We start from the raw sequence: 11,666 nt of genomic DNA, 5'->3' as shown, positions 1-11,666 counted from the left end.
TCAGGGCAGCAGGCTCTTGACATCGATGGGCTTGGCTTCGTTTTCGGCATCCCCTTTCGGCTTGCCGTCGATGGCCATCCCGCTCATGCGATAGAAGTTGTAGTCCGGGTATTTACCGGGCCCGCTGATCAGCAGATCTTCCTTCTCGTACACCAGATCCTGGCGGCGATACTCACCCATCTCGAAATCCGGTGTCAGCTGGATGGCGGTGGTGGGGCAAGCCTCTTCACACAGGCCGCAGAAGATGCAGCGAGAGAAGTTGATGCGAAAGAACTCCGGATACCAGCGACCATCTTCCCGCTCGGATTTTTGCAGCGAGATGCAGCCGACCGGGCAGGCAACCGCGCAGAGGTTGCAGGCCACGCAGCGCTCGTCCCCGTCGGGGTCGCGGGTCAGCACGATGCGACCGCGGTAGCGGGGGGCCGCATAGACTGCCTGCTCCGGATAGTTGAGGGTTTCACGGGGCCGCCAGGCATGGGAGAAGACCATGGCCAGACTGCGTAACTGGGTGCCGACACCCTGAATAATGCTAACAATTTTCATATTGAGTGCCTCACTGCGTACTTATCAGTACAACTGCCGCGGTGACCAGCATATTGATCAGGGTCAGCGGCAAGCAGACTTTCCAGCCAAACGACATCACCTGGTCAAAGCGCGGGCGAGGCAGGGAGGCCCGCAGCAGGATGAAGAACACCATGAAACAGGCGGTCTTCAGGGCAAACCAGATGAAGGGGGGCAACCAGGGACCATGCCAGCCACCGAAGAAGAGGGTCACGATGAGCGAGGAGATCAGCACGATGCCGATATATTCGCCCACGAAGAAGAGACCCCACTTCATCCCCGCATACTCGATGTGATAGCCGTCGGCGAGCTCCTGCTCGGCTTCTGGCTGATCGAACGGGTGACGGTGGGTGACGGCGACACCGGCAAACAGGAAGGTGACAAAGCCCAGGATCTGGGGCACCACGTTCCACAAGTCTGCCTGTGCCTCGACGATATCCCGCAGGTTGAAACTGCCGGTCTGGATCACAATCCCCATCAGGGAGAGTCCGAGAAACACCTCGTAGGAGAGGGTCTGGGCCGAGGCGCGCAAGCTGCCGAGCAATGAGTATTTGTTGTTGCTCGACCAGCCGGCGAACAGCACCGCATAGACCGCCAGCCCCGCGATGGCCAGGATGTAGAGCAGCCCCACATTGAGATCCGCCACGCCCCAGGTGGGGGTGATGGGCACCACCGCAAACGCCAGAATAAAGGCAGTGAAGGCGATGATGGGGGCCAGGATAAAGATCCGCCGATCAGCGAACGGCGGGATCCAGTCCTCCTTGAAGAACATCTTGATCATGTCGGCGGCCAGCTGGAGCAGACCAAACGGCCCCACCCGGTTGGGGCCGTAGCGATCCTGCCACAGGGCCAGCAGACGACGCTCGATGAAGCTCATGAAGGCGCCAGCCCCCACGATCCCCACCAGCACGATCAGTGCCTTGCCCACCTCCAGCAACAGATCGATCAGCGACTCGCTCATGCGATCACCTCCTGCAGGTTAGTGATTGAGGCTTGTTGCAGGGCCGTCGGCAGGCCGTTCACCCCAAGGGGGAGCCCCACCAGACCGGCGCTCAGCTGCTCGCTAAGCCGCAGACGCAGTTGCCAGTGGCTACCGCCCCAGGAGAAGGAGACCTGACTGCCCCCGTGGAGGGCCAGACGCTGCGCATCAAGGGGATTGAGCACCAGCTCGGGTTCGTTCATCCGGGCCTGAATGACCGGGCTGCGAGCGGAGAGCTCCTCGCCGCCAAACAGCTGGGCATAATTGACCACTTGCAGCGCCTCTGCGGCCTTGAAGGGGGCAGGGATGGTGGTGAACCAGCCGAGCAGCTCCTTGCCTTCTGCCTGCGGGTCTGTTGCTTCCAGCAGACGGCGACCCGGATCGCCAGCACGCAGTTTGCCACCCACTTCATCCTGGAACTTGTTCCAGGCGGAGGGAGAGTTCCAGCCCGGCGCCCAGGCGAACGGTACTTGCGGCAGCGGCTGACGGGCTCCGGCATACCCTTCCATGGAGAAGTTGAAGGGGGAGTCGGGATCTTGCGCTACCCGCGGCTCGCTGACGTTCTGATCCGCCAGCATGGAGGTGCGACCGCTGTAACGATGCGGCTCACGGGCCAGTCGCATGCCACGGATCCGCAAGCCTGCGTTGGGCGCCGCTTCCAGCATGGTAGCCAGCAGCGGATTGCTGGTGGCACAGTCATGGTTGACCTGGTCGAAGTTTTGCCAGCGCAGCGGCTTGCGTTCGATCGCCCCTTGCAGCGCCGTCAGCCAGCGCCACCCTTCACGCACCTGAATATCGGCGTTGTAGAAGGCGGGCGCATAGACCTGGAAGAAGCGCTGGGCGCGCCCTTCCATGTTCACCAGCGTGCCATCGGCCTCGGCAAAACTGGCCGCTGGCAGCACCAGATCAGCCTTGTTGGCGGTCGGGGTCGCCTGATGGTCGATGACCAGCAGGTGCTGCAGCCGTGCCAGTGCAGCATCCACCCGGTTGCGCGGCGCGCGGCGGTAGAGATCGTTCTCCAGGGTGACCAGCGCCAACCCCTCTTCTGACTCGATACGCGCAAGGGCGGCTTCGAGTGGCTTGTCTGTCAAGGTTTGAGCGCCCAGCATGGCCAGACCCAGCGAGTTGGCCTCCTGGCCAACCAGCGCGATGTTGGCTTCCTGTCCACGGCCTTTCAGGGCGCGGGCAATGTTGCTGGCCGCCTCAAGCAGCGCCACATCGCGGGCACTGGAGCCTGCAATGATGAGCGGCTTCTTGGCGTTGCCGAGCAGCTCGGCCCAGCGAGTCGCTTGTGCCTGCTGTTCGGGGCCGAGATCGGTCAAGGCCGGTGCGGCCGGGTCGAGCAGGTTGGCGATGGCAAAGCCAATGCGCGCCTGATCGGCATAGGGGGCGTGCAGCTTGTCGGCCGCCACATCGTCCAGACGGGTGGTGTCGAGACTGGTGATGAGCAGCGGGTAGCGCTCGTTCTGACCCAGGGTCTGAACGGCGGCGACTTGCCACAGATCGACCTTCATCTTGCGGGCCAGCTCGCGGGCCTTGCCCTTGACGGCTTGGCGCAGCGCCAACGCGATACGGGCTGCGCTCATGGTGACATCCTCGCCGAGCAGCAGAATGGCGTCGGCCTCTTCCATGTCCCGCAGGCTCGGGGTTGGCACGCCGCCCTGTTGCAGGATCTGCAGCATCTTCAGCTGACAGGCCCACTCGGTCTGCTCGACGCCAGCGTAGAAGTTGGCTTCACCCACCAGCTCGCGCAGGGCAAAGTTGCTCTCCAGCGAGGCGCGGGGCGAGCCGATGCCGATGAGGCTGCTAGCGCTGCGTAGGGCATCGGCGGCTCGGTTGAGGGCGCCATCGACCGTGATGGTCAGCTGGTCGTTGCCATCTTTGAGCAGCGGTTGGCGCGGGCGGTCGGCCAGATTGACATAGCCATAGCCAAAGCGGCCACGGTCACAAAGGAAGTAGTGGTTGACGCTGCCGTGGAAGCGGTTTTCGATGCGGCGCAGCTCGCCATAACGCTCGCCCGGACTGATGTTGCAGCCCACGGAGCATTGCTGGCAGATGCTGGGGGCAAATTGCATGTCCCACTTGCGGTTGTAACGTTCGGAGTGGGTCTTGTCGGTGAAGACGCCGGTGGGGCAGACCTCCACCAGGTTGCCGGAAAATTCACTCTCCAGGGTGCCATCCTCGACCCGCCCGAAATAGACGTTGTCGTGGGCACCATAGACCCCGAGATCCTCGCCACCGGCATAATCCTTGTAGTAACGGACGCAGCGGTAGCAGGCGATGCAGCGGTTCATCTCGTGACCGATGAAGGGGCCCAGCTCCTGATTCTGGTGGGTGCGTTTGGTGAAGCGGTAGCGACGGCTGTTGTGGCCGGTCATCACCGTCATGTCCTGCAGGTGGCAGGCGCCGCCCTCTTCACACACCGGGCAGTCGTGGGGGTGGTTGGTCATCAGCCACTCCACCACGCTCTTGCGAAATTCTTTAGCCTCTTCATCCTCGATGGCGATGTAGCTGCCATCGGTGGCCGGGGTCATGCAAGACATGACCAGACGACCGCGTTTGTCATCGGCATTCTGATACTGTTTGACCGCACACTGGCGGCAGGCGCCAACGCTACCCAGCGCCGGATGCCAGCAGAAATAGGGGACGTCCAGACCCAGCGACAGACAGGCTTGCAGCAGGTTATCTGCTCCGTCTACCTCGTACTCTTTGCCGTCTACATAAATGGTTGCCATACAACTTCCCTGAAACCTGTTTTGTGAAATCTGTGGTGTCGTTACCAGCGCTCGCCCAGCAGATTGGGCTGGATCCCTTTGACCGGCTTGCGGTTATCACCGCTGCCTTTGATCCCGGCCTCGAATTCGGAGCGGAAATATTTGATGGCGCTGGCGAGCGGCTCGACGGCGCCCGGTGCGTGGGCGCAGAAGGTCTTGCCCGGGCCAAGGAAACCGCAGAGTTGTTCCAGAGTCGCCAGATCGCCGGATTGCCCTTCGCCACGTTCCAGTGCCCGCAGCAGCTTGACGCTCCAGGGCAGGCCATCGCGACAGGGCGTGCACCAGCCACACGACTCGCGGGCGAAGAACTCCTCCATGTTGCGCAGCAGGGAGACCATGCTGATGGAGTCATCCACCGCCATGGCGAGGCCAGTCCCCATCCGGGTGCCGACCTTGCCGATACCAGCGGTATACATCTGCGCATCGAGGTGCTCCGGCAGCAGGAAGCCGGTTCCCGCGCCGCCCGGTTGCCAGGCTTTCAGGCGATAGCCGCTCTTCATGCCGCCGGCGTAATTTTCAAACAGCTCGCGGGCGGTGATGCCAAACGGCAGCTCCCAGACCCCGGGGTTGTTCACCTTGCCGGAGAAGCCCATCAGCTTGGTGCCGTGATCTTCCGAGCCCGGCAGCGCCAGTCCGTGATACCAGGCGACCCCGTTGCCGATAATGGCGGGGACGTTGCAGAGAGTCTCGACGTTGTTGACGCAGGTGGGTTTGCCCCAGACGCCGGAGACGGCGGGGAAGGGGGGTTTGGCGCGCGGGTTGGCACGGCGCCCTTCCAGCGAGTTGATAAGGGCCGTCTCTTCGCCACAGATGTAGCGACCGGCGCCGGTGTGGACGAACAGCTCGAAGTCAAAACCGGATCCCAGAATGTTCTTGCCCAGCAGGCCCGCAGCTTTTGCCTCTTCCACCGCCCGGCGCAGGTGGATGGCAGCATCCACATATTCGCCGCGCAGGAAGATATAGCCGCGATAGGCCTTGAGCGCCCGGGCACTGATGATCATCCCCTCGAGCAGCAGATGGGGCAGTTGCTCCATCAGCAGGCGATCTTTCCAGGTGTTGGGCTCCATCTCGTCGGCGTTGCAGAGCAGGTAACGGATGTTCATGCTCTCGTCTTTGGGCATCAGCCCCCACTTCACACCCGTGGGGAAGCCCGCGCCGCCACGCCCCTTGAGACCGGCATCCTTGACGGTACTGACAATCTCGTCCGGGCTCATCTGGCCGAGCGCCTTGCGGGCGGCTTCATAGCCCTGTTTGGCCTGATACTCCTCCAGCCACACCGGCTGGCCGTCGTCCCGCAGCCGCCAGGTGAGCGGGTGGGTCTCGGGGGCTCGCGGGGTGCGATTGGCGGTGCCAAGAGAGGCGAGGATCTTGTTCTGCGGCAGGCTCATGGGTAAGCCTCCAGCGTTTTCAGTAAGGTCACCGGATCGAGGCCGCCATAGGTGTCGTCATCGATCATGATCGCTGGCCCCTTGTCGCAGTTGCCAAGGCAGCAGACCGGCAGCAGGGTGAAGCGGCCATCCGGGGTGGTTTGACCGGGGCCGAGGTTCATCACCTCCTTGAGACCGGCCATCAGATCTTCATGGCCATTGATGTAGCAGACCATGCTGTCGCAGACGCGGATGATGTGACGGCCTACCGGCTGGCGGAAGATCTGGCTATAGAAGGTGGCAACCCCCTCCACGTCGCTGGCGGGAATGCCGAGCTCGGCCGCGATGGCGTGAATGGCACCGTCGGGTACCCAGCCTCTGGCCTGCTGCACGATCTTGAGCGCTTCGATGCTGGCGGCGCGGGGATCTTCGTAGTGGTGTTTCTCGTGTTCGATGGCATCGCGTTCAGCCTGGCTCAGAACGAAGTCGTCCTGTTTGCTGCTGCATGCCCCTTGCCCCTGTGGGGTCTGATTATTGTGACACTGACATTGCTGGCTCATGACTTGACCTTTGGTGGCTTGTCCTTTTACTGCTCGTCCGGCGATCCCAATTCCCGGCCATGGCCGGGAGGGCGGATCACTTAACGGTCCACATCCGACATAACAAAATCGATACTGCCCAGATAGACGATGAGGTCCGACACCATGCTGCCCTTGATCACCGAGGGGATCTGTTGCAGGTGAGCAAAGCTCGGGGTGCGGATCCGGGTCCGGTAGCTCATGGTGGAGCCGTCACTGGTCAGGTAGTAACTGTTGACCCCCTTGGTCGCCTCGATCATCTGGAACGACTCGGCTGCGGGCATCACCGGGCCCCAAGACACTTGCAGGAAGTGGTTGATCAGGGTCTCAATGTGCTGCAGGGTGCGCTCTTTGGGCGGCGGGGTGGTGAGGGGGTGATCCGCCTTGAAGGGGCCCTCCGGCATGTTCTTCATGCACTGCTCGATGATCGACATGCTCTGGCGGATCTCCTCGATCCGCACGGTGGCTCTGTCGTAGGCATCGCCATTGCTGCCGACCGGCACTTCAAAGTCGAACTGATCGTAACCGGAGTAGGGGCGCCACTTGCGCACGTCGAAGTTGAGGCCGGTGGCGCGCAATCCGGCCCCCGTGGTGCCCCAGGACAACGCCTGCTCGGTGGTGTAGGCAGAGACGCCTATGGTTCGACCGCGCAGAATGCTGTTGCGCATCGCTGCTTTTTCGTAATCCATCAGCCGCTTGGGCAGCCAGCTCAACAGGTTGTCCTGCACCAGCCGTTGCCATCCCTTCGGCAGGTCGTGGGCGACACCGCCGATACGGAACCAGGCCGGGTGCATGCGGGCACCGGTGATCGCTTCGATGATGGTGTAGATCTTCTGCCTGTCGGTGAAGGTGAAGAAGACCGGGGTCATGGCCCCCACGTCCTGGATATAGGTCCCGAGGAACAATAGGTGGCTCTGGATGCGGAACAACTCCGCCATCATCACCCGGATCATGTCGACCCGCTGCGGTACCTTGATGCCAGCCAGCTTCTCGACCGCCAGCACATAGGGGAGGTTGTTCATCACCCCGCCCAGATACTCGACCCGGTCGGTATAGGGGATGTAGCTATGCCAGGACTGGCGCTCGCCCATCTTCTCGGCACCACGATGGTGGTAGCCGATGTCGGGCACGCAGTTGCGGATCTCCTCGCCATCGAGCTGCAACACCAACCGGAAGGCACCGTGGGCAGAGGGGTGATTGGGGCCGAGGTTCAAGAACATGTAGTCCTCATTCTCGTTGCCGCGGGCCAGGCCCCACTCTTCCGGTTTGAACAGCAGGTTCTCCTGCTCCATGTCCTGTTTGGCGGCATCGAGCATGAAGGGATCAAATTCGGTAGCGCGCGCCGGGTAATCCTTGCGCAGCGGGTGACCCTGCCAGCTCTTGGGCATCATGATGCGGGTCAGATGGGGGTGACCATCGAAGGTGATGCCCATCAGATCCCACACTTCCCGCTCGTACCAGTTGGCATTGGGGAAGTGGTTGGTGATGGTGGGCAGATGCAGGTCACTCTCGGCCAGCGCCACTTTCAACATCACATCGGCGTTACGGTCGATGGAGATGAGGTGATAGAAGACGGTGAAATCGCTCTGGGGCAGACCGTCGCGATGGCTGCGCAGCCGCTCATCGGTGGCGCTGAGATCAAACAGCATCACAAACGGGGAGGGCACCTTGCGCAAAAAGCCCATCACATCCTGAAGCAGTTCGCGGGGAAGCCAGACCACCGGCACGCCGGTGCGCGTGGTCTGCACGGTGAAGTGCTCGGCCCCGAAGTGGGCAAACAGTTCGCCAATGACTTTGGCATCCTTGTGGTCGCTGGGCTGCCACTGGGCCATGGCGTAATTGCTGGGAAAATCACGAGTCAGTTTCATGGTCAGATCTCATCCGGCGTGCGCAGGTTGGTCACATTGATCCGTTCGCCGCGCTTGCGCTCTTTTTCGGCCTGCATCTGGGGACGGTAGATCCCCTGATCGCCCACCACCCAGGAGAGGGGGCGGCGCTCTTTGCCGATGGAGTCCTGCAGCAGCATCAGGGCTTGCAAAAAGGCTTCGGGACGGGGCGGGCAACCCGGAATGTAGACGTCGACCGGCAGGAACTTGTCCACCCCCTGCACCACTGAATAGATGTCATACATGCCGCCGGAGTTGGCACAGGCCCCCATGGAGATCACCCACTTGGGTTCGAGCAGCTGTTCATACAGGCGCTGGATGACTGGCGCCATCTTGATGAAGGGGGTCCCTGCAATCACCATGAAATCGGCCTGACGGGGCGAGGCGCGGATAACTTCGGCGCCGAAGCGGGCCACATCGTGGGGGGAGGTGAAGGCGGTACACATCTCCACGTAGCAGCAGGAGATGCCGAAGTTGTAAGGCCAGAGGGAGTTTTTGCGGCCCCAGTTGACTGTGTCTTGCAGCACCTCCTCGAGGCGGCCCATCATGATGCCGCGCGTCGCTTCTTGCGCCAGTGGGTCATCGACGGTCTGGCGCTGCTCCTGGGGGTAGCGCTCAACGGGTGCATCCGGGTCAATCCGGGTCAGGGTGTACTTCATGGTGCAACCTCAAGGAAAGGGTCTGTGGTTCAATCACTGTTTTTGTTGTTCAGCTGCGGTTTGCGCGGTGACCAGTCCAGTGCGCCGATGCGCCAGAGGTAGATCAGGCCGATAAGCAGCAGTCCGATGAAAATGGTGGCTTCAATAAAGCCGACCCAGCCGCTCTCCCGCACGGAGACAGACCAGGCAAACAGGTAGAGCGCCTCGACGTCGAAGATGACGAAGAACATGGCGACCAGATAGAACTTGGCGGAAAAACGCAGGCGGGCACTGCCGACCGAGTCGACACCAGATTCAAATGGCTTGTTCTTGGTGCGGCCGTAGGCACGACCTCCCAGCAGGGCGGCGAGGCCTATCATCACCAGACAGATGGTGATGGCACCGATGACATAAATGGCAAAAGCCCAATGTTGAGCAGAAATATCAGCAAACATAGAGGTTTTTCCTAACCAAATTAATCAAGCGACTTAACAATAATGTTACGCATTATGACACTTTCGCACTGATTTACATGTCATTTTTACGGGTTAATTATTAATCGGTTAACCGGTAATTAAATTTTGTTAAGAAGCGCACTTTTTTGCTGGTTATGGCGGGCGAGAAAGGCCTGTAAAGCGCAGAGAGCTGCTCCTCGTCATCACCTGAAAGGGGTAAATGCCGCGGGCGAAGCAGGATCAGGTCGGTATCGCGGGCAGGGGGCACAGGCGGGAGAAGAGCGTGATGGCGGGTGAGATAGGGGAGCGGCAAGAGCAATAAAAAGAGAGGCTCGCAAGCCTCTCCTGTCATCGCGTTCCGGTTTCGAGCGTGGGGCGGTCAGGGTTTATTGGCGACCAGCAAGACCTGATCCGGGTAGGCGCCAATGGAGCGAAGACCGATATCTCCCGAGGTGATATCCAGATACGCCCGCTGACCATTGGCGGAGGTTACCGTGCTGCTCATCAGATAGACATAGCCCTCATTGACCTCTTTACCGCCCCCCGCCATGGCGCGCGGGAAAATGGCTTCATTGAGAGAGGGCTTGTAGCAGGCATGCTCGACCAGGGTCGCTAACTCCTTGATGTCGGGCAGACGCCACTGGCTGATACCGCCGAAGTGATAGAGAGCATGACTGCTGTCACTGCGGATCCGCTCCGCCACTTGCAGCCCCTGCTGCCAGTAGTAAACGGTCGGTTCACCCAGGCAACTGTTGCCACTCCATGTCTGTCCCAGTTTGCAGCGCATCCAGGTGAGGCCGGTGTGTTGATCCGTGACGGTGCCGTTGCCATGGTCAAGAAAACGGGCAGAGGGGGCGGTGCGATCCATGGTGTCATCACAAATGGCAGCACCGTGGGCCAGGGGGGCCATCAGTGCCATCATGGCGAACGAAAAGCGATAAAGGCTCATGATATTCCTCGGATTATTGGGGAGTGGCGACCAGTCGTACCTGCATCAGCTCGATATAGGTATCTTGCTGCACCAGCGCGGGATAGGTGGTGCCCGCATCTTCTCCCAAGAGCAGGACTGTGCGTTTGCTGATGGGGCCACCGGAGAAGCGCTGGGCGGTGTTGCTGGTGGCGCTCCAGTAGTAGCCATGGTAGGTGTCATCTTCCGAGGAGGCGATATCCGGGAAGTAACGGGTATCCACGATGATGCGCTGACCCAGCGGGTCCTTGGCCAGGCTGCCGTAGTGCATCAGTGACATCAGCTCACCCATGGTGGGCAGCCGCCACTGGCTGATGCCGCAGCGCTGCTCGCCATTGAGCCACTGCTGATACGCGCGGGTGGTCAGCATGGTGGTCAGCGCCTGTGCCCGGGCGAGGGCCGACAGATCTCCTTCGGCGGTGAGCTGTTCGATCCTCTTATGAATATGCTGGTAGGCCGCTTGCTGCTCGCCTGCGGTCGCCTTGAACTGCTCATCTTCATAGGCAAAGGGTCTGCTTTTCCAGGCCGGGCTCAAGGGATCGTCCGATTTGACCTCCCACACCAAACCGGTATTGAGATCCTTGACGCACTGCCAGCTCGGCGCGTTGTCGGGGAGAACCTGACCGAGATCATCGAGTTTGCGATAGGCAAGCTGGGGACGAGTGCGATTCCAGCTGGCATCTTGTCCCGGATAGTCGTCGGGCTCCTGTTCCAGCAGCGGATCGTTGCCATCGCTGAAGGTGGTGACGCCGGTGACGGTCAGCAGGTTGCGTGGCTGCTGCTGCACCAGCAGGGTCAGCAGCTCGCTTTGGGTCTCTTCGGCAAACTGGCCGTTGCGCTGCCACTCCTGAGCCAATTGCTCCAGCATCAGGCTGATGGCGCGATAGCTGGTGGTGAGCAATTGGGTCTCCTTGGCGGTGGCAAGTCGTACGCGGGCCTGTTGCTGCAAGCTGATCGCCACCTGCTGCAGCGCCTGATCAAACTGGCCGAGGCCCGCGAGGGCCACGCGGTCGCTGCCCGGTTGCAGCGGCGCGAGATCGGCCAGCAGCAGTGACAGTGCGCGATCGGCTGCCACCCCTTCGGCAATGCGGCTCTGCCACAGGGTGCTGAGCAGGGTCGGTTGTAGCCGTTGTGGATCCCCTTTGGCGGCCGGATGTGCCAGCAGCAGGCCTCCGCTCCTCGGTACGAACAGCAGGGGCGAGTTGACGATGTTGGCCGAACGGCTGACCAGGGCCACAACTCCTTCGCCGCTGACGGCAGGGTCGGTAGGATCACATTGCCAGTTCTGATCCAGATCGGCGCACAGGGTACCGGCAGTCGGCAGGGCGACATCGACTCGGTAGTCCGGGATCGCCAGTGGTGCGTTATCTTCCCCGCCGCCACAGGCGCTGAGCAGGGCTGAGAGGGTTGCAATAACCAGTACGGATGGTTTCACTTCACATTCCTTGAGTCGGTCACAGG

At 61.3% G+C, this 11,666-nt stretch carries 10 protein-coding genes; all 10 read right to left on the bottom strand.

What is annotated here, in order from left to right; genetic code table 11:
- The 10 genes from nuoI to OKC42_RS15200 all read right to left on the bottom strand — a co-directional run bounded on the left by nuoI (position 1) and on the right by OKC42_RS15200 (position 11,640).
- Positions 1 to 543 carry an NADH-quinone oxidoreductase subunit NuoI gene (gene nuoI / locus OKC42_RS15245; protein ID WP_005337245.1) on the bottom strand — a complete coding sequence of 181 codons (543 nt, stop codon included), beginning with the start codon at positions 541 to 543 and terminating at the stop codon, positions 1 to 3.
- Between the two features lie 10 nt (positions 544 to 553).
- Complete coding sequence (gene nuoH / locus OKC42_RS15240; protein WP_005337244.1) at positions 554 to 1,522, bottom strand: NADH-quinone oxidoreductase subunit NuoH; 969 nt, start codon at positions 1,520 to 1,522, stop codon at positions 554 to 556.
- Entirely contained in the window at positions 1,519 to 4,275 is a 2,757-nt protein-coding gene (gene nuoG / locus OKC42_RS15235; protein WP_270803733.1) for an NADH-quinone oxidoreductase subunit NuoG, read from the bottom strand. The genes nuoH and nuoG overlap by 4 nt, the downstream gene beginning before the upstream one ends.
- A 41-nt stretch (positions 4,276 to 4,316) precedes the next feature.
- A complete protein-coding gene (gene nuoF / locus OKC42_RS15230; protein WP_270820194.1) occupies positions 4,317 to 5,702 on the bottom strand; it encodes an NADH-quinone oxidoreductase subunit NuoF in 1,386 nt (461 codons plus the stop codon).
- A complete protein-coding gene (gene nuoE / locus OKC42_RS15225; RefSeq protein WP_042658436.1) occupies positions 5,699 to 6,241 on the bottom strand; it encodes an NADH-quinone oxidoreductase subunit NuoE in 543 nt (180 codons plus the stop codon). Before nuoE ends, nuoF begins: the two co-directional genes overlap by 4 nt.
- Before the next feature lie 80 nt (positions 6,242 to 6,321).
- Positions 6,322 to 8,127, bottom strand: coding sequence for an NADH-quinone oxidoreductase subunit C/D (gene nuoC / locus OKC42_RS15220; RefSeq protein ID WP_040067274.1), 1,806 nt, complete (start codon positions 8,125 to 8,127; stop codon positions 6,322 to 6,324).
- A 2-nt stretch (positions 8,128 to 8,129) separates the two neighbouring features.
- Positions 8,130 to 8,804: a NuoB/complex I 20 kDa subunit family protein gene (locus OKC42_RS15215; protein WP_005344917.1), complete on the bottom strand. Its 675-nt coding sequence runs from the start codon at positions 8,802 to 8,804 to the stop codon at positions 8,130 to 8,132.
- A gap of 29 nt (positions 8,805 to 8,833) precedes the next feature.
- On the bottom strand, positions 8,834 to 9,238 hold the full coding sequence (locus OKC42_RS15210; protein WP_005344919.1) for an NADH-quinone oxidoreductase subunit A: 405 nt from the start codon (positions 9,236 to 9,238) through the stop codon (positions 8,834 to 8,836).
- A gap of 379 nt (positions 9,239 to 9,617) precedes the next feature.
- Positions 9,618 to 10,187 (bottom strand): Lcl C-terminal domain-containing protein, encoded by a 570-nt coding sequence (locus OKC42_RS15205; protein ID WP_069527989.1) that lies wholly within the window; start codon positions 10,185 to 10,187, stop codon positions 9,618 to 9,620.
- 13 nt (positions 10,188 to 10,200) lie between these two features.
- Positions 10,201 to 11,640: an Lcl C-terminal domain-containing protein gene (locus OKC42_RS15200; protein WP_270803731.1), complete on the bottom strand. Its 1,440-nt coding sequence runs from the start codon at positions 11,638 to 11,640 to the stop codon at positions 10,201 to 10,203.
- Positions 11,641 to 11,666 lie beyond the last annotated feature (26 nt).

Source organism: Aeromonas sp. Y311-2 (genome assembly GCF_027706025.1).
Classification (GTDB): domain Bacteria; phylum Pseudomonadota; class Gammaproteobacteria; order Enterobacterales; family Aeromonadaceae; genus Aeromonas; species Aeromonas veronii.
This window is presented reverse-complemented; position numbering and strand designations above follow the sequence as displayed.

Excerpts from the sequence above, each read along its gene's own strand:
- nuoI (WP_005337245.1), bottom strand. The coding sequence starts at position 543 with ATGAAAATTGTTAGCATTATTCAGGGTGTCGGCACCCAGTTACGCAGT.
- nuoE (WP_042658436.1), bottom strand. The coding sequence starts at position 6,241 with ATGAGCCAGCAATGTCAGTGTCACAATAATCAGACCCCACAGGGGCAA.
- OKC42_RS15215 (WP_005344917.1), bottom strand. The coding sequence starts at position 8,804 with ATGAAGTACACCCTGACCCGGATTGACCCGGATGCACCCGTTGAGCGC.
- nuoG (WP_270803733.1), bottom strand. The coding sequence starts at position 4,275 with ATGGCAACCATTTATGTAGACGGCAAAGAGTACGAGGTAGACGGAGCA.
- nuoH (WP_005337244.1), bottom strand. The coding sequence starts at position 1,522 with ATGAGCGAGTCGCTGATCGATCTGTTGCTGGAGGTGGGCAAGGCACTG.
- nuoF (WP_270820194.1), bottom strand. The coding sequence starts at position 5,702 with ATGAGCCTGCCGCAGAACAAGATCCTCGCCTCTCTTGGCACCGCCAAT.
- nuoC (WP_040067274.1), bottom strand. The coding sequence starts at position 8,127 with ATGAAACTGACTCGTGATTTTCCCAGCAATTACGCCATGGCCCAGTGG.
- OKC42_RS15205 (WP_069527989.1), bottom strand. The coding sequence starts at position 10,187 with ATGAGCCTTTATCGCTTTTCGTTCGCCATGATGGCACTGATGGCCCCC.
- OKC42_RS15210 (WP_005344919.1), bottom strand. The coding sequence starts at position 9,238 with ATGTTTGCTGATATTTCTGCTCAACATTGGGCTTTTGCCATTTATGTC.